The sequence below is a fragment of the Streptomyces sp. NPDC101227 genome (genome assembly GCF_044767545.1).
Taxonomy (GTDB): Bacteria; Actinomycetota; Actinomycetes; order Streptomycetales; family Streptomycetaceae; genus Streptomyces.
Window position 1 is genome coordinate 142,849 of the sequence record NZ_JBIWOD010000007.1, and the last position, 16,753, is coordinate 159,601.

At 70.3% G+C, this 16,753-nt stretch carries 18 protein-coding genes; 7 read left to right on the top strand and 11 right to left on the bottom strand.

The window, feature by feature from the left end; all coding sequences use genetic code 11:
- Positions 1 to 18: 18 nt before the first annotated feature.
- Genes ACIRPT_RS18285 through ACIRPT_RS18295 form a run of 3 tightly spaced genes read left to right on the top strand, consistent with a single transcriptional unit; the run spans position 19 to position 3,410 of the window.
- A complete protein-coding gene (locus ACIRPT_RS18285) occupies positions 19 to 1,011 on the top strand; it encodes a carbohydrate ABC transporter permease (RefSeq protein WP_403828147.1) in 993 nt (330 codons plus the stop codon).
- The gene (locus ACIRPT_RS18290; protein WP_403828149.1) at positions 1,008 to 1,847 is read left to right on the top strand and encodes a carbohydrate ABC transporter permease; all 840 of its coding nucleotides are present in this window, start codon (positions 1,008 to 1,010) and stop codon (positions 1,845 to 1,847) included. Before ACIRPT_RS18285 ends, ACIRPT_RS18290 begins: the two co-directional genes overlap by 4 nt.
- A 3-nt stretch (positions 1,848 to 1,850) precedes the next feature.
- Entirely contained in the window at positions 1,851 to 3,410 is a 1,560-nt protein-coding gene (locus tag ACIRPT_RS18295; RefSeq protein ID WP_403828151.1) for a glycoside hydrolase family 3 protein, read from the top strand.
- A gap of 246 nt (positions 3,411 to 3,656) precedes the next feature.
- On the opposite strand, the gene nagB is transcribed toward ACIRPT_RS18295, so the two are convergent.
- Together nagB and ACIRPT_RS18305 are read right to left on the bottom strand one after the other, a co-directional pair.
- Complete coding sequence (gene nagB, locus ACIRPT_RS18300) at positions 3,657 to 4,439, bottom strand: glucosamine-6-phosphate deaminase (RefSeq protein WP_403828153.1); 783 nt, start codon at positions 4,437 to 4,439, stop codon at positions 3,657 to 3,659.
- A 135-nt stretch (positions 4,440 to 4,574) separates the two neighbouring features.
- Positions 4,575 to 5,348, bottom strand: a complete 774-nt coding sequence (locus ACIRPT_RS18305) for an SDR family oxidoreductase (RefSeq protein WP_403828155.1) — start codon at positions 5,346 to 5,348, stop codon at positions 4,575 to 4,577.
- 147 nt (positions 5,349 to 5,495) lie between these two features.
- On the opposite strand from ACIRPT_RS18305, the gene ACIRPT_RS18310 reads away from it, so the two are divergent.
- Together ACIRPT_RS18310 and ACIRPT_RS18315 are read left to right on the top strand one after the other, a co-directional pair.
- Positions 5,496 to 6,161 (top strand): TetR/AcrR family transcriptional regulator, encoded by a 666-nt coding sequence (locus ACIRPT_RS18310; protein WP_403828157.1) that lies wholly within the window; start codon positions 5,496 to 5,498, stop codon positions 6,159 to 6,161.
- Between the two features lie 417 nt (positions 6,162 to 6,578).
- Complete coding sequence (locus ACIRPT_RS18315) at positions 6,579 to 8,054, top strand: sensor histidine kinase (protein WP_403828631.1); 1,476 nt, start codon at positions 6,579 to 6,581, stop codon at positions 8,052 to 8,054.
- A 183-nt stretch (positions 8,055 to 8,237) separates the two neighbouring features.
- On the opposite strand, the gene ACIRPT_RS18320 is transcribed toward ACIRPT_RS18315, so the two are convergent.
- Together ACIRPT_RS18320 and ACIRPT_RS18325 are read right to left on the bottom strand one after the other, a co-directional pair.
- The gene (locus tag ACIRPT_RS18320; protein WP_003983230.1) at positions 8,238 to 8,495 is read right to left on the bottom strand and encodes a WhiB family transcriptional regulator; all 258 of its coding nucleotides are present in this window, start codon (positions 8,493 to 8,495) and stop codon (positions 8,238 to 8,240) included.
- A 320-nt stretch (positions 8,496 to 8,815) separates the two neighbouring features.
- Entirely contained in the window at positions 8,816 to 9,808 is a 993-nt protein-coding gene (locus ACIRPT_RS18325; RefSeq protein WP_403501325.1) for a diacylglycerol/lipid kinase family protein, read from the bottom strand.
- A gap of 96 nt (positions 9,809 to 9,904) precedes the next feature.
- Here ACIRPT_RS18325 and ACIRPT_RS18330 point away from each other — a divergent pair, with 96 nt between their 5' ends.
- A complete protein-coding gene (locus ACIRPT_RS18330) occupies positions 9,905 to 10,366 on the top strand; it encodes a hypothetical protein (RefSeq protein WP_403502255.1) in 462 nt (153 codons plus the stop codon).
- A 63-nt stretch (positions 10,367 to 10,429) separates the two neighbouring features.
- Here the strand turns inward: ACIRPT_RS18330 and ACIRPT_RS18335 are convergent, their stop codons facing one another.
- The 4 genes from ACIRPT_RS18335 to ACIRPT_RS18350 form a co-directional block, all read right to left on the bottom strand.
- Positions 10,430 to 11,398, bottom strand: coding sequence for an RNA polymerase sigma factor SigF (locus ACIRPT_RS18335; protein ID WP_403828633.1), 969 nt, complete (start codon positions 11,396 to 11,398; stop codon positions 10,430 to 10,432).
- A gap of 43 nt (positions 11,399 to 11,441) precedes the next feature.
- Positions 11,442 to 11,855 (bottom strand): anti-sigma factor, encoded by a 414-nt coding sequence (locus tag ACIRPT_RS18340; RefSeq protein ID WP_003985353.1) that lies wholly within the window; start codon positions 11,853 to 11,855, stop codon positions 11,442 to 11,444.
- Positions 11,856 to 12,156: 301 nt separating this feature from the next.
- Complete coding sequence (locus ACIRPT_RS18345) at positions 12,157 to 12,645, bottom strand: GNAT family N-acetyltransferase (protein WP_403828160.1); 489 nt, start codon at positions 12,643 to 12,645, stop codon at positions 12,157 to 12,159.
- Between the two features lie 68 nt (positions 12,646 to 12,713).
- Complete coding sequence (locus ACIRPT_RS18350) at positions 12,714 to 12,974, bottom strand: UBP-type zinc finger domain-containing protein (RefSeq protein ID WP_403501331.1); 261 nt, start codon at positions 12,972 to 12,974, stop codon at positions 12,714 to 12,716.
- 73 nt (positions 12,975 to 13,047) lie between these two features.
- Here ACIRPT_RS18350 and ACIRPT_RS18355 point away from each other — a divergent pair, with 73 nt between their 5' ends.
- Positions 13,048 to 14,646: a Na+/H+ antiporter gene (locus tag ACIRPT_RS18355; protein ID WP_403828162.1), complete on the top strand. Its 1,599-nt coding sequence runs from the start codon at positions 13,048 to 13,050 to the stop codon at positions 14,644 to 14,646.
- Between the two features lie 47 nt (positions 14,647 to 14,693).
- Here ACIRPT_RS18355 and ACIRPT_RS18360 read toward each other — a convergent pair whose 3' ends face one another.
- From ACIRPT_RS18360 to ACIRPT_RS18370, 3 genes are all read right to left on the bottom strand, one after another.
- A complete protein-coding gene (locus ACIRPT_RS18360) occupies positions 14,694 to 15,620 on the bottom strand; it encodes a 1-aminocyclopropane-1-carboxylate deaminase/D-cysteine desulfhydrase (RefSeq protein ID WP_403828164.1) in 927 nt (308 codons plus the stop codon).
- Positions 15,621 to 15,696: 76 nt separating this feature from the next.
- On the bottom strand, positions 15,697 to 16,287 hold the full coding sequence (locus ACIRPT_RS18365; protein ID WP_403501340.1) for an N-acetylmuramoyl-L-alanine amidase: 591 nt from the start codon (positions 16,285 to 16,287) through the stop codon (positions 15,697 to 15,699).
- Between the two features lie 181 nt (positions 16,288 to 16,468).
- Positions 16,469 to 16,702: a hypothetical protein gene (locus ACIRPT_RS18370; RefSeq protein ID WP_403828166.1), complete on the bottom strand. Its 234-nt coding sequence runs from the start codon at positions 16,700 to 16,702 to the stop codon at positions 16,469 to 16,471.
- Positions 16,703 to 16,753: the final 51 nt, after the last annotated feature.

The window sequence follows — 16,753 nt, forward strand, 5'->3', positions numbered from 1 at the left end:
GAGGGGGAGCAGGGACCCATGGCAGTGCAGCTCGACGGCGCGGCGGCCGCGACGGACCGGACCGCGGCGCGGACCGGCAACGGAAACGCGCCACCCGGCCGCCGCGGATCCAGGAGATGGCGGGGCACGCCGTATCTGCTGCTGCTCCCGGCCCTGCTCGCGACCGCGGTCTTCCTGGGCTGGCCGATGGTGCGCAACCTCCTGCTCTCCTTCCAGAACCTCAATATGAAGGAGCTGATCCAGCACCTCACCGAATGGCGGGGTACCGGCAATTATCAGGAGATCCTGGGCAGCGAGCAGTTCTGGCGGGTGACCCTGCGCACCATCGTCTTCACCGCCGTCAACGTCGTCCTGATCATGGTCCTCGGCGTACTGATCGGACTGCTGCTCGCCCGGCTCGGCAAGAAGATGCGCCTCACCCTGTCCGCCGCGCTGGTACTGGCCTGGGCGATGCCCGTGATCGCCGCCACCACTGTCTTCCAGTGGCTCTTCGACTCCCGCTACGGCGTCGTCAACTGGCTGCTGGACCGGATCGGCTGGCACGCCATGGCCCACTACGACTGGGTCGGGACCCAGCTGTCGACCTTCTTCGTCATCACCGTACTGATCGTCTGGCAGTCGCTGCCCTTCGTGGCGCTCAACCTCTACGCCGCCACCACGACCATCCCCAAGGAGCTCTACGAGGCGGCCCGGATGGACGGCGCCGGCACCTGGCAGGTCTTCACCTCCGTCACCTTCCCCTTCCTCAAGCCCTTCTTCCTCGCCACGACGTTCCTGGAAATCATCTGGGTCTTCAAGGCGTTCCCGCAGATCTTCGCGATCAACGAAGGCGGCCCGGACCGGCTCACCGAAACCCTGCCGATCTACGCCTTCACCGAGGGCGTCGGCAACCTCCACTTCGGTATGGGCGCCGCGATCTCGCTGCTGACGATCGCCGTCCTGCTCGCCATGACCGCGTACTACCTGCGCCTGACGATCAGGCAGGAAAAGCAGGAGGAGAACGAGCTGTGAAGCGCTCCGCTCTTTCGACGGCCGGCCGCATCTGGCCCAACGCCACGGCGGTGGTGCTCGCCCTCGGCTTCGTCTTTCCCGTCTACTGGATGTTCAGCACGGCCTTCAAACCGACCCGGGACATCGTCACCGAAGACCCCGTGTGGTTCCCCTTCCACGGCACCTTCGAGCACTTCGCGACGGCCGTGAACGCCCCCAACTTCTGGACCCTGGCCGGGAACTCGGTCGTCGTGACCGTCCTCGCCGTCGGCCTGTCGCTGGTCATCGCGCTCTGCGGGGCATTCGCCCTCACCCGGATGCGCTTCAAGGGCCGCAGGGGCATTCTGCTGACCTTCATGGTCGCCCAGATGGCGCCCTGGGAGGTCATGGTGATCTCGATCTATCTGATCGTCCGCGACGCCGACATGCTCAACAGCCTCCTCCCGCTCACCTTCTTCTACATGCTCATGGTGCTGCCCTTCACCCTGCTGACGCTGCGCGGCTATGTCGCCGCCGTGCCCAGGGAACTGGAGGAGTCCGCGATGGTCGACGGCTGCTCGCGCCGTCAGGCCTTCCTCAAGGTCGTCTTCCCCCTGCTCGCCCCCGGGCTGATGGCCACCTCCCTCTTCGGCTTCATCACCGCCTGGAACGAATTCCCGCTCGTGCTGGTCCTCAACAAGGAGCCCGAGGCGGGCACCCTGCCGCTGTGGCTTTCGCAGTTCCAGAGCCAGTTCGGGGACGACTGGGGCGCCACCATGGCCGCCGCCTCCCTCTTCGCCGTCCCGATCCTGCTCCTCTTCCTGTTCCTGCAACGCAAGGCGGTCGGCGGTCTCACCTCCGGCGCAGTGAAGGGATAACGCATGGCTGCCCCTCTTGGCCCCGTACGTACCACCGACACCCTCACCCGCGACGCACTCGCCGTCCTCCAGCCCGGCTTCACCGGCACCACCGCCCCCGACTGGCTGCTCCACCGCCTCGACGAGGGCCTGGCCTCGGTCGGCCTCTTCGGCCGCAACGTCCACAGCCCGGACCAACTCGCCGCCCTCTCCTCCCAGTTGCGCGGCGCAGGGGGCGACATCCTCATCGCCATCGACGAGGAGGGCGGCGATGTCACCCGCCTCGAGGTGCGCCGCGGCTCCTCCTTCCCCGGCAACCTCGCGCTCGGCGCCGTCGACGACACCGCCCTGACCCGCGACGTCGCCCGCGAACTCGGCCGCCGCCTCGCCGACTGCGGCATCAGCCTCAACTGGGCGCCGTCCGCCGACGTCAACTCCAACCCCGGCAACCCCGTCATCGGCGTCCGCTCCTTCGGCGCCGACCCGCAGCTGGTCGCCCGGCACACCGCCGCCTACATCGAAGGCCTCCAGTCCGCCGGCGTCGCCGCCTGCACCAAGCACTTCCCCGGCCACGGCGACACCGCCGTCGACTCCCACCACGACCTGCCGCGCATCGCCGCCGACCTGTCCACCCTCCAGGAACGCGAACTGGTCCCCTTCCGCGCCGCGATCGCCGCCGGCACCAAGGCCGTGATGAGCGCGCACATCCTGCTGCCGGCCCTGGACGGCGACCACCCGGCCACGCTGAGCCCGGCCGCCCTGCACGGCCTGCTGCGCGCGCCGGTCGCCGAGGGCGGTCTCGGCTTCGACGGGCTGATCGTCACCGACGGCATGGAGATGCAGGCGATCTCCGCCACCTACGGCATCGAGCGCGGCAGCGTACTGGCCATCGCGGCCGGTGCCGACGCGATCTGTGTGGGCGGCGGACTGGCCGACGAGGACACCGTGCTGCGGCTGCGCAACGCTCTGGTGGGGGCGGTGCGCGACGGAGAGCTGTCGGAGAAACGGCTCGCCGACGCCGCGGCACGGGTGCGCGCCCTGGCGCGCTGGACCCGGAGTGCGGGCGCGGCGGTGGGGACCGCGCCCGCACCCGGCATCGGACTCACCGCCGCCCGCCGCGCCCTGCGCATCACCGCCAACAGCCCCTACGAGCCGCTGACCGGCCCGGCCTACGTCGCCGCCTTCACCCCGCTCGCCAATATCGCCGTGGGCGACGAAACCCCCTGGGGCATTGCCGCCGAACTCACCCGTCTCCTCCCCGGCACCCGGACCGCCACCCACACCGCCGAATCCGCGGCCGCGCTGGGCACCCCCGCCCTGATCGACCGTCTGCTCGCCGAGGCCGCCGGCCGCCGCGTCGTCGCCGTCGTCCGCGACGCCCACCGCCACCCCTGGATGGCCGAGGCCCTGCGCCTCCTCACCGCGGCCCGCCCCGACACGGCCGTCATCGAAATGGGCGTCCCGCAGGCCCCACCCACCGGCGCCTTCCACATCGCCACCCATGGCGCCGCCCGGGTGTGCGGCCATGCGGCGGCGGAGGCCCTCACGAACGACACGAGGACCGGACCCGCGGCCGACGCATGACGACACGGCGTATGACGACACGGCGTATGACGACACGGCGTATGACGACACGGCGTATGACGACACGGCGCAGGACAACAACACCCCGCAGCCGGCACGACGCTTGACGTCACCCCGCAGGCCAACACCCCGCCGGCGGGGAGAGGGCGCGTGCCCTGCCCGCACTGGGCGGGCTGATGCAGTCCCCGCCCCGTTCGGGCCGGGCCGACGGCAGTGCCGCCGCCCCGTCCCGATGCGGGCCCCGGCCTAGATTCCCTGCCACTCCGGCTTCGCCGCATACGTGGCCCGGAAGTACTCGGCGAGCTTCAGCTTGGCGGCTGCGGCCTCGTCGACGACGACCGTCGCGTGCGGGTGGAGCTGCAGGGCCGAGGCCGGGACCAGCGCGGCGACCGGTCCCTCGACGGCATGAGCCACCGCATCGGCCTTGCCCTCCCCGGTGGCGAGCAGGACCAGATGGCGGGCCTCCAGGATGGTGCCGATGCCCTGGGTGATGACGTGGTGCGGAACCTCCTCGAGGCTGTCGAAGAAGCGGGCGTTGTCCTCCCGGGTCTGCTGGGTCAGCGTCTTGATACGGGTACGGGAAGCGAGCGACGAGCACGGCTCGTTGAACCCGATGTGCCCGTCGGTGCCGATACCGAGCAGCTGGAGGTCCACACCCCCGGCCTCGCCCAGCGCCTTGTCGTACGCCCCGCACGCGGCCTGGACATCCTCCGCCGAACCGTCCGGCCCCATGAAGGAGTCCTCACCGAGCCCCAGCGGCTCCACCACCTCCCGCAGCACCACCGAACGATAGGACTCGGGGTGCCCGGCCGGCAGGCCCACATACTCGTCGAGCTGGCAGATGCGGGCCCGCGAGGCGTCCACCGCGCCGGCCCGGACCTTCGCCGAGAGCGCCTCGTAGATGGGCAACGGGGTCGAGCCGGTGGCCACGCCGAGCAGCGCGTCGGGCTTGCGGCGCATCAGGGTGGCGATGGCCTCCGCGATGAGCTCGCCACCTGCCGTGGCGTCCGGGACGATGACAACTTCCACGCTTGGCCTGCCGTTCTGAAGAATGGGCTATGTGGTATAGACCAATCTAACAGAGCGGGGCCCGCGGAACCGGGTGCTGTCGTGGAATGGCGGGGCATGTTTTGCCGTCGGCCGGATGCCCGGCGGCCGCATCCGTCAGAGCAGCGCACCCCCCGTCGCATCGATCCACTGGCCCGTCACCCAACGGCTGTCGTCCGAAGCGAGAAAGGCGACGATGTCGCCGATGTCGGTGGGGTCCGCGACCCGGCCGAGCGGGGATATCGCCCCGAGCGCCTCCCGCGCCCCGGAATTGCCCTCCCCGCGCAGCCATCCGGCGTTCATATCCGTATCGACCGCACCGGGCGCCACCGCATTGACCGTGATGCCGCGCCCGCCCAGGTCCTTGGCGAGCGTCGAGGTGAACACATCGATCGCGCCCTTGCTCATGGCGTAGGCGATCAGCTCGGGCTTGGCCGCGCCATGCGTCAGTCCCGTCGAGACATTCACGATCCGGCCGCCGTCCCGCAGCCGGGTCAGCCCCCGCTGGACGAGGAAGAACGGCGCCTTGGTGTTGACCGCGAAGAGGCGGTCGAAGTCCTCCTCCGTCACCTCGCCGACGCGCTTCAGTGTCCCGTCGACCGCTTTGTTGATCCCCGCGTTGTTGACCAGGATGTCCAGCCCGTCGGCCTCCTCGTCGAACGCGGCCCACAGCGCCTCGGCGCCTCCCGGCACCCCCAACTCCGCGCGGACCGCGAAGGCCCGGCCTCCCGCGGCCTCGATCGCCGAGACCGTCTCCTTGGCCGCCGTCTCGTCGCGGCCGTAGTGGACGGCCACCCGCGCCCCGTCCCGCCCCAGCCGCTGTGAGATCGCCCGGCCGATCCCCCTGCTGCCGCCGGTCACCAGCGCCGTCCTGCCCCTGAGTGCACTCACGGCCGTGCCCCTCCCCATTCCGTGTGCGGCACCCGGCACGGGCGTACGCGCACGCACATCCCGCACCGAGCGCCCGCACTTTCTATATCGCTCGCTACAAAAAAACCGTAGCACGGCTTCCGTACCGATCGCTATAGAATTCACCCCATGGCGACCAAGGAGACGAAACAGCGCGGCCGGCCCCGCTCCTTCGACCGGGAGACGGCCCTCGAGCAGGCGATTCGGTCCTTCTGGGAGCAGGGCTACGAGGCCACGTCCATCTCCGACCTCACCCGCACCATGGGCATCAGCGCCCCCAGCCTGTACGCCGCCTTCGGCGACAAGCGGGCCCTGTTCGATGAAGTGGTGGCCGAGTATGGGCGGCTCTACGGCGGCTTCATCTCCCGAGCCGTGGCCGAGGAGCCGACCGCCCGCCGCGGCGTCGAGCGGGCGCTGCGTGAGGCCGCGGTCGAATACACCCTGCCCGGCCGGCCCCGCGGCTGCCTCGTCATCAGCGCCGCCCAGAACACCGCCCCCGCGTCCGCCGAAGTCGCCGAGTCCCTGCGGGAGATGAGGCACGCGAACCGCCGGGATTTCGAGCGGGCCATCACGGCGGACATCGCCTCCGGCGAGCTCCCCGCCGATACGGACGCGGCCGCGCTCGCCCATTACGTGGCGGCCGTCGTTCAGGGCATGTCACAGCAGGCGCGGGACGGCGCGGACCGGACGATGCTGGAGGCCCTCGTCGAGCTGGCGATGAAGGTCTGGCCGAAGAGCGCGCAGGAACGGCGAAAAGCACAGAAAAAGGCCGACCCCGCCGCCGGCACCCCCTGAAACACCTCCCGAAACACCCGCGGGCCGCGGCGCCGGGACAGGACCCTCAACCTGTCCGGCACCGCAGCCCGGAGCTGACATCGGCCGACCTCGTGTGCAGCCGGGATGTGCCCCATGTGCGGTAGGGGCACGGTCCCGGCCGAGGCCGGTCGATCGGAGGCCTCGGCGCAGTCAGGGCAGAGAGCGCCTCGGGCCTCGTTCCGCTCTCCTGTGCGGGGAAAGCGGAGGATCGGGATCTGGGGTATCCCCCAGAAAGTGTGTCGCACCCAACATTGTGGACTAGACCATTCTCGGTTGTCCATGCCCTTGCAAAGGCCGCGAACGGACTCCGGCAAGGGGGCGGACAGGGGAGCGGAGAAAAGATACGCCTGAACGCCAGGTACACCGTACGCCGGTAGGCTCCAATGTGTGCCCTCCATGAACGATCTCGTACGCCAGCACACCGCTCTGAGCGACTCGGACCTCGAGTGGCTGCATCTGCTGGTCTCGGAGTGGCAGCTGCTCTCCGACCTGTCCTTCGCCGATCTTGTGCTGTGGGTTCCCACCCTGGACGGCACCCGTTACGTTTCGGTCGCCCAGATGCGGCCCAATACCGGACCCACCTCCTATCAGGACGACATGGTCGGCCATCTCGTTCCGCGTGGCCGCCGCCCGATGCTGGACTCCGCCCTGGACGAGGGGCGGATCGTGCGCGAGGGCGATCCGGAGTGGCGGGAAGAGGTGCCGGTCCGGGTCGAGTCCATCCCGGTCCGCCGCGAGGGGCGGGTGCTCGGCGTGATCGCCCGGAATACGAACCTGCTGACCGTACGGACGCCGAGCCGCCTGGAGCTCACCTACCTCCAGAGCGCCTCCGACCTCGCCCAGATGATCGCTGCAGGATCGTTTCCCTTCCCCGGCCAGCAGGTCGACATGGACGCCTCGCCGCGCGCCGGCGACGGGCTGATCCGGCTCGACGCCGACGGGGTGGTCCAGTACGCCAGCCCCAACGCTCTCTCCGCCTACCACCGGCTCGGCCTCGCCGCGGACCTGGTGGGCCACCACCTCGGACAGGCCACCGCCGAACTGGCGCCGGCCCGCGGCCCGGTGGACGAGGCGCTGGTCAAACTGGCCAGCGGCTGGGCACCCCGGGAATTCGAGGTCGAGGGCAATGATGGTGTGATCCAATTGCGCGCCATTCCGCTCAAGCCGAAGGGAACGCACATCGGTTCCCTCGTGCTGCTGCGCGACGTGACCGAACTGAGACGCCGCGAACGGGAACTGATCACCAAGGACGCCACCATCCGGGAAATCCACCACCGGGTGAAGAACAATCTCCAGACCGTTGCCGCATTGTTGCGTTTGCAGGCTCGGCGCATGGATTCCCCGCAGGGCCGAGAGGCGCTCAACGAGGCGGTACGTCGGGTCGGTTCGATCGCGATCGTGCACGAGACGCTGTCGCAGAACCTCGATGAGCGGGTCGAGTTCGACGAGATCGCCGACCGGGTGCTGGCCATGGTCGCCGAGATCTCCCCCGGAAAGGTGACCACCCGGCGGACCGGCCGCTTCGGCATCCTGGATGCCGAGGTCGCCACACCGCTGTCGATGGTGCTCACGGAGATCTTGCAGAACGCCCTGGAGCACGCCTTCGACCAGGCGGAAGGCGGCACCGTCGAGGTGGGCGCGGTGCGCGGCGGGACGCGCACGGAGCCGCGGCTGGTGGTCACCGTCCAGGACGACGGCCGGGGGCTGCCCGAGGGTTTCGATCCCCAGCGGGCCGGAAACCTGGGGCTGCAGATCGTACGGACCCTGGTGGAGGGGGAGTTGGGCGGCACGTTCGACATGGTGCGGGCGTCCGAGCGCGGCACGCGCGTCCTCCTCGACGTGCCCGTACGGGCCGAGAAGCAGCAGCACTGAGGAGAGCGGCAGCGCCGGGAAACAGCACCGGCGAGCGATAGGGCCCCCGAACAGCAGCAAGCCCCGGACCCATCTGGTCCGGGGCTCAAAGCTATTGCGATGCGATAACGACCGGGCTTTTCAGCGCCGGGGCTGCATCGGGGGTACTGCGCGCTGCGGCTCGGGGGCCACGGGGCTACTGGCTCAGGCGCTGGCGTTGCGCGCCCGGTTGCGAGCTGCACGGCGCTTCATCGCGCGGCGCTCGTCCTCGCTCAGACCACCCCAGACGCCGGAGTCCTGGCCGGACTCGAGCGCCCACTGCAGGCACTGCTCCATGACGGGGCAGCGGCGGCAGACGGCCTTGGCTTCCTCGATCTGCAGCAGCGCAGGACCGGTGTTGCCGATAGGGAAGAAGAGCTCGGGGTCTTCTTCGCGGCAAACGGCGCGGTGACGCCAGTCCATGGCTGCTCCATCTCCTCGTATGACGGGAACGTTGCTTGTGAATGTGAACGCTTTCACGAATCCCTCCACAAGGGAAGGGCCGTAACCCAGTTGTGAACTGGGGCGGACCAGTGGAATGAGGAGGAGGATTCGGGCTCTCAAGGGGGCCGGTTGAGCGGCCGTCCCGATCGCCATGAAGAGACTCGCAAACCTCGGCGGCGGATACAACCCCTTCCGGAAACTTTTTTTTGATTCCTTGGTGTCGCCTCGGTCACAGCCGTCATTCCAGGGGGTGGAAGACAGTCTAAACGTTCGAGTGAAAGGACTTTAGGCTCTACTGCTCACACAATCACACGCAGTGCACGGCGAACGCCTGTGAACGTCACGCTCGTGCGCAGTCCCAGGTGATCCCCGTCCATCTGAAACGGCAGTGGCGCCTGCGAATGCAAGGTGAACTCGGTGAGGTCGTGGAGTGAGACCGCATGCTTGCCCCGGGGGCCGTGCTGTGGTGTTGACGTCAGCAGCTGGGTGCCGTAGCGGGCCACCGCCGGGGCCGACAGCTTGCCCAGTGCGAACAGATCCAGCCCGGTGTCGAACGAGGCCCGGGGGGACGGGTAGATCGGGCGATTGCCCAGGTAGGTCCAGGGGGCGGTGTTGCAGATTATGGACATCACGAGGTCGTCGACGACCTCCGTGGCGCCGTCCGCGCCGCCGTTGCCGACCGGACGTTCGAGCGTGATGGACCCCTGTCGGCGGTTCTGCTCGCCCAGGTACTGGCGTACGAACTGCCGCACGTACAGGGCATGCGTCGAACGCTTGCCGCGTTCACGCTGCTGCTCGACGCGGCCCACGACGCCGGCGTCGAAGCCGAAACCCGCGCAGAAGGTGAACCAGCGGGGTGGCGCCCCCTCGTCCTTGCTGCCCGGGGTGCCGGAGGCCAGGCCCAGACCGACGGTGCGCTCGCTGCGGTCGCGCAGCGCGTCCAGGAGGGCGCCGGTCGCCTCCACCACATCATTGGGCAGGCCGAGCGCGCGGGCGAAGACATTGGTGGAGCCACCGGGGACGACGGCCAGCCGCGGGTGCGAGTCCGGATCGGTGCCGTTCGCCAGCAGGCCGTTGACGACCTCGTTGACCGTGCCGTCGCCGCCGAGCGCCACGACCAGCTCGGTCTGGCCGCCCTCGGTGGCCTCCCGGGCCAGGTCACGGGCGTGCCCGCGGTACTTCGTCTCGGCGACCTCCAGCTTGAGGTCGCTGGCGAGCGCGTGGGTGAGCACCTCACGGGTGCGGGCACTGGTGGTGGTTGCTGCGGGATTGACCACGAGGAGTGCGCGCATATGAAGCAGCGTACCTACCTGCTGGTACTCGCCTCACGCCCCGTCCAGGGTTCGGGCGGCCCCGGTCCCGGGTACCGCCGGCGCTACCCTGCTGGGGTGAGCAGCAAGCAGAAGCAGTCACCGAACCGCGCCGCCGGCACCTCCGCCGTCCCCGAGCCGACCGGGCCGCGGCCCGCCCGGCTGAGCGTCGCCGCGGCGCTCACCGCGGTCGAGGGACTGGCGCTGGCCGCCCTGGGCGGGTACATGGTGATCATGGGACTGGCCGGTTCGCCGGACAGTCCGCAGCAGGCCGAGATGGGCGGACTGACCGTGCTCGCGCTCGCCGTGCTGCCGCTTGTCGCCGCGCGCGGGCTGTGGCTGCGCCGCCGCTGGAGCCGCGGCCCGTCGCTGATCACGCAGATCGTGGCGCTGCCGGTGGCCTGGACGCTGATCAAGGGCGGCGGGGCGCTGATCGCCGCCGGGGCCGGGCTGGCCGCCGTAGCGGTCGTGGTGCTCGCGCTGCTGGTGAATCCGACGGCGACCGTGGCGCTGGGCATCGGCCCCCGCGAAACGGAATAGGCGCCGGCGGGCAGTGAACGACAGTGGGCGGGGCCATGGCGGCCCCGCCCACTGCGTGTGGTCCTACTCCTCCACCAGGAGCTTGTCCCGCAGCTGCGCCAGGGTGCGGGCCAGGAGGCGCGAGACATGCATCTGGGAGATGCCGACCTCCTGGGCGATCTGCGACTGGGTCATGTTGCCGAAGAAGCGCAACAGCAGGATCTTCTTCTCGCGCGGTGGAAGATCCTCCAGCAGCGGTTTGAGCGACTCGCGGTACTCCACCCCCTCCAGCGCCTCGTCCTCGGTGCCGAGGGTGTCGGCCACGGCCGGGGACTCGTCGTCCGTGTCCGGCACGTCCAGCGAGAGGGTGCTGTACGCGTTCGCCGACTCCAGCCCCTCCAGGACCTCCTCCTCGGAGATCCCCAGATGCTCGGCCAGCTCATGGACCGTCGGCGCCCGGCCATGGCGCTGGGAGAGCTCGGCGGTCGCGGTGGTCAGCGAAAGCCGCAGCTCCTGGAGCCGGCGCGGGACGCGGACCGCCCAGCCCTTGTCGCGGAAGTGCCGCTTGATCTCGCCGACGACCGTGGGGGTGGCGTACGTGGAGAACTCCACGCCGCGGTCCGGGTCGAAGCGGTCCACCGACTTGATCAGGCCGATGGTGGCGACCTGGGTCAGATCGTCCAGCGGCTCGCCGCGGTTGCGGAACCGCCGCGCCAGATGCTCGACGAGCGGCAGATGCATCCGTACGAGGGTGTTGCGCAGCTCCGCGCGCTCCGCAGAGCCGACGGGAAGCTCGCGCAGCTCGTAGAACATCGCCCGCGCGCCGCTGCGGTCCTGTGGAGCATGCGGCTCGTGGTGATGTTGTTCTTCCTGGGGCTTCTGTTCGGGTCCGGATGGATCGTGCCGGTCCGCTTGCTGCCCCTGCTGCTCGCTCTGGTCCATGTGGTCCGCCCGCTCTGCCTGCTCCGCCGCATCCAACCGGCCGCCGTGGTCGTCCGTGCCCACCGGATGCGGCCGGGCCTGCTGCTCGGGGATGGCCACACCGGGCGCCATCCGCGTGCCGCGTTCGAGATCTTTCACGGGGCCCCCTGTTCGGTCATGACGGTCCGGGACCGGCGCCGCGCTCCTTGTACAGGCTGATGGTGACCGTACGGTCCTCGGCGACGGTGGAATCGACCTTGCCGGCCAGTGCGGAGAGCACCGTCCAGGCGAAGGTGTCGCGCTCCGGGGCACGGCCGTCGGTCGTCGGAGCCGACACGGTCACCTGCAGCGCGTCATCGATCAGACGGAAGACGCAGCTCAGCACACTGCCGGGGACGGCCTGTTGCAGCAGGATCGCGCAGGCCTCGTCGACCGCGATGCGCAGATCCTCGATCTCGTCGAGGGTGAAGTCCAAGCGGGCTGCGAGCCCGGCCGTGGCCGTACGCAGCACGGACAGGTAGGCACCCGCAGCGGGCAGACGGACTTCCACGAAGTCCTGAGTCCCGGGCTCGCCTGCGATCTGGGACACCCTCACCTCCAAGGTGGCACAAGCTGGTTGAGCTGGAATGCTGGATGCTCCGAGGGCCTCGGGACATCCACGCCGGAAGCGTTCTCTCCTCAAGCGAAAGGAGAACGAACCGGCGCAGCACATGGTTCGGCTGTGACGCTATCGCGATCTGCGGGCCGGTGTCGCCCGGAAGGAGCACGACTGCCCTCCGGACGGCGCCCGGGCCGCGGTCGCCGAACCGCTGCTGTCACTGACTGTTACTTATTGTACGGCCATGAGTACGGACGGTGGCTAGAGGTCTGCGCCGCCAAATCCATCCCGATTACGCTCCGTTGACTCGCGAGGAGCCGGCAAGGTTGTGCAGCGCATCTCCAGTGAGCCGGAAGACCGTCCATCCGTCCATGGGCTGCGCACCGATCGAACGGTAAAAACCGATGGACGGTTCGTTCCAGTCCAGGACTGACCACTCAAAACGCGTGTAGCCGCGGGTCACGCAGATCTCCGCGAGGGCCGCGAGCAGCGCCTTGCCGTGGCCGCCGCCGCGCGCCTCGGGGCGTACGTACAGGTCCTCCAGGTAGACACCGTGCGTGCCCGTCCATGTCGAGAAGTTCCGGAACCACAGGGCAAAGCCCACCGGGGCGCCGCCCGCCTCCGCGATCAGGGCGAAGGCCGCGGGGTGGGCCCCGAAAAGGGCCTCCTTCAGCTGCGGCTCGGTGGCCTGCGCGGACTCCGCCTCACGCTCGTAGGTGGCCAGCTCGCCGATCATGGCCAGGATGACGGGGACATCGGAGGGAGTCGCTTCGCGGATCATGCCGTAAGGCTAAACAGGGCCCGAGGGGCCCCCGCCGTCGCCTCCCGCCAGGAGCCCCCGCCGGGACCTCACACCAGAATCTGGTCGGCGAAGCACCAGCGCCAGTCGTCGCCCGGTTCGAACGACCGCATCACCGGATGGCCGGTCTCCTTGTAGTGCGCGGTCGCGTGCCGGTACGGGGAGGAATCGCAGCAGCCGACATGGCCGCAGCTCAGGCACAGCCGCAGCTGCACGGGGTGGCTGCCGGCCGCCAGGCACTCCAGACAGGTGGCGCTCAGCGGGGCCGGTTCGGCGCGCGGCAGTTCTGGAACATGCGTGCACTCACTCATGATGGCCAGGTTAGATCGCCGGGACGGCCGGCGAAGCGATCACCGGCGAAGGTACGGGGACGGGACGGGGATCATGGCTGTGATGCCGCTGCTGTTGCTGGTCGCGGGGAGCGCGGCGGTCGCCGGACTGGCGCGGCGCACCCCCGTCCCGGCGCCTTTGCTGCTGGTCGCCGCCGGGATCGCGGCCTCGTACGTCCCCGGGATCCCCGACTACACCCTCGACCCGCACATCGTGCTGCCGCTGCTGCTGCCCCCGCTGCTGCACACCGCCGCACTGGACAGCTCGTATCTGGACCTGCGGGCCAATCTGCGGCCGGTGGCGCTGCTGTCCTTCGGTTATGTCCTCTTCGCGACCGTGGTGGTGGGCTACGCCGCCTATCTGGTCATCCCGGGTCTTCCGCTGACCGCGGCCCTTGTGCTGGGCGCCGTCGTCGCCCCGCCCGACGCCGTGGCGGCCACCGCCATCGCCCGCAAACTCGGGCTGCCCAGCCGGATCACCACGATTCTGCAGGGCGAATCGCTGATCAACGACGCCACCGCGATCACCGCCTACAAGGTGGCGCTGGCCGCGGCCGTGGGGGTCGGCGCCACCTGGTCCGACGGCATCAGGGAGTTCGCCGTCGCCTCCCTCGGCGGCATCGGGACCGGCCTCGTCCTGATGGTGCCGCTGCACTGGCTGCGCTGCCGGCTGCGGGACTCGGCGCTGCTGGAGAACACGCTCTCGCTGCTCATCCCGTTCACGGCGTACGCGGCCGCCGAACAGCTCGGTGCCTCCGGGGTGCTCGCCGTCGTCGTGGTCGGCCTCTATCTGGGCCACCGCTCCTGGCAGGTCGACTTCGAGACCAGGCTCCAGGAAGAGGCCGTCTGGAAGATGGTCTCCTTCATCCTGGAGTCCGCGGTCTTCGCGCTGATCGGGCTGCAGCTGCCGGTGGTGCTGCGCGGCCTGGGCGAGTTCGGCACGGCACAGGCCCTCGGGTACGCGGCCGTGGTGTTCGCCGTCGTGGTCGGCGCGCGCTTCGCCTGGGTCTTCCCCGCCACCTATCTGCCGCGGGCCCTGTCGGCCCGGATCCGTAGCCGCGAACCCGATACGAACTGGACCGCGCCGGTGATCGTCGGCTGGGCCGGGATGCGCGGTGTGGTGTCGCTGGCCATCGCCTTCTCCATCCCCGCCACCGTGCTCGGCGGCGGGCCCTTCCCCGCCCGCAATCTCGTCCTCTTCCTGACCTTCACCACCGTGATCGCCACCCTTGTCGTCCAGGGCCTGACGCTGCCGCCGCTGATCCGCGCGCTGAAGCTGCCCGGCCGCGACGCACGGGCCGAGACGCTCGCCGAGGCGCAGGCCCAGAACGACGCCTCACGGGCCGCCGAGGCGCTGCTCGATGAACTCCTCCAGGACCGCCGCAACGCGCTCCCAGGGCCCCTCTCCGACCGTCTGCGCATCGTTGTGGAGCGGCGCCGTAACGCGGTGTGGGAACGGCTGGGCACGGTCAACGAGGAGACCGGCGAATCCGCCGACGAGACCTACCGCCGCCTCGCCCGCGAAATGATCGACGCCGAACGCCGGGTCTTCGTCGAGCTGCGCGATGCCCGCCGGATCGACGACGAGATGCTGCGGACCCTGCTGCGGCGGCTGGACCTGGAGGAGGCGGCGGCGTACCGGGAGCGGGCGTAGGACGCCGAGGCCGGGGCGGTCGCCGGTTACGGCGGGCAGGACACCGGTTACGGCGTACCGGTGATCACGGCCGCGACGGTGCTGCCGGGGGCGAATGAGCCCTCCTCGGCCAGCGCCGTGAGCCCGTACAGCAGTTTGGCGACATAGACGCGTTCCACCGGGAGGCCGTGGCGGTCCTCGAAGGCGGCGGCGAACGCGTCCAGTTCGGGGGTGGTGCGGGCGTATCCGCCGCAGTGGAAGCGGCCGTCCAGGCGCCAGTCGCCGCGGGGGCCGCCGAAGGCCGCGCGCTGGAGCTCCTCGACGGTCTGCCGGAGGAAGTGCGGGCCACCCGGATCGCCGCCGTCCTTGAGGACGGGGAAGCCGACGGCGCGCTGGTCCGGGCCCAGCCCCGCGGCCAGCCCCGCCAGCGTGCCGCCCGTTCCGCAGGCCACCGTGACCGTGTCCGCGGCCCCGCGCAGCTCCCGGCCCAGCTCCGTACAGCCTTGTGCGGCAAGGGAGTTGCTGCCGCCCTCCGGTATGACGCGGAAGGCGCCGAAGCTCTCGTGCAGGGCGGCGAGCACGTCCGGGTCGGTCTTGCGGCGGTAACGGGCCCGGTCGATGAAGTGCAGCCGCATGCCGTCGGCGGCGCAGCGGGCCAGGGACGGGTTGAGGGGCGCGGCGGCCAGCTCGTCGCCGCGGACCACGCCGATGGTGGCGAAGCCGAGGAGGCGGCCGGCCGCCGCGGTGGCGCGCAGGTGGTTGGAGTACGCGCCGCCGAAGGTCAGCAGGGCGCGCTCACCGGCCGCGGCGGCCGCCCGCAGGTTGGGCGCGAGCTTGCGCCACTTGTTGCCCGGCAGGTCGGGGTGGATCAGGTCGTCCCGCTTGAGCAGCAGCCGTACGCCGCGGCGCGCGAACGGCTCGTCCTCGATCTCCTGGAGGGGGGAGGGGAGGCGGGGCCGCAGGGTGTCGGGGCCGGGGCGAGGGGGGCGGGACATGCGTCTCATTGTCCCGGGTGTCCCCGGTGCCCCGCCTGCCCCCGGGGCCCCGCCCGGCCGGCGGCCCCGCCTCCGGTCACTTCAGTCGTTCGCGGATGCGCTCGCGCAGCCCCGCCATGGTGAAGCCCCGGGGATCGACCTTGCCCGGCTGCCACTCGAGATGGCCGATCACCGAGCGCTCGCCCCAGCCGTGCGCCCGGCACAGCGCCGCCGCGGCCTTCTCCAGGGCGGCCATCTGGGCGTCCGGCCAGGGGTCCTCGCCGTCGCCGAGGTTCTCGCACTCGAAGCCGTAGAAGACCTGATTGCCGTCGGCGTCGGTGTCGTTGTCCGGCGGCAGCCGCTTCTCGGCGATCACCGCCCGCAGGACGTCGCCGTCGCCGAGCCCGGCGTGGTTGGCGCGGCCGCAGCCGACCAGATGCACCGTGCCGTCCTTGGTGATCACGCCGTGGCACAGCGGCCCCGGCAGATCGGTGTGGCCGTTGTAGCAGAGTCGTACGGTTTTCTCGGCGCCGGAAGTCGCGGTGTGATGCACCACGATGCCGTGCACCGGCCCCCAGGGGCCCATGTGGTCGCGGTTGTGCGTCCTCCAGTCGCCCACCTCGACGACCCGCAGGCCCTCGGCCTTGAGCGCTTCGAGGAAACGGTCAGCGGACAGCGGTACGGCCATCACCGGCTCCGATCGCTACGCGGCGGCCGCCGACCGCGCACCGCCTCATGCCTCGCTTCTACGGGATGGCCGGGAGCGAGGGAGTGGAACGGCATAAAACGGACCGGTTGTTCGGTGGGTGTGCGAGCGATTCCGGCCGAGGGCGACCCAGCGGCAACCCGTCGGCAACCCGGCGGCGGGGCTATCCCCGCAGGAACGCGTCGCCGTGGGCGTTGATGTGCGCCTCCAGCGCGCCGAGCGCCTCCCGGGTCGCCTCGGGGGAGCCCGTGCCGCTGCGCTCGGCGTAGTACGCGGCGCCCAGCTTCTTCAGCAGATCGGATCCGGCGCGATGCGCCTGCACTTCGTCGACCTTCTGCTTCCCCTGCGCCAGTCCGCGCTGCGCCTGCTCCTTGGCCCGGTCGAGAAACCCTGACATTGCTGCCTCCGTGAAGGTCGGTGTCGTAAGGGATCAAAGCGATCAAAGCGA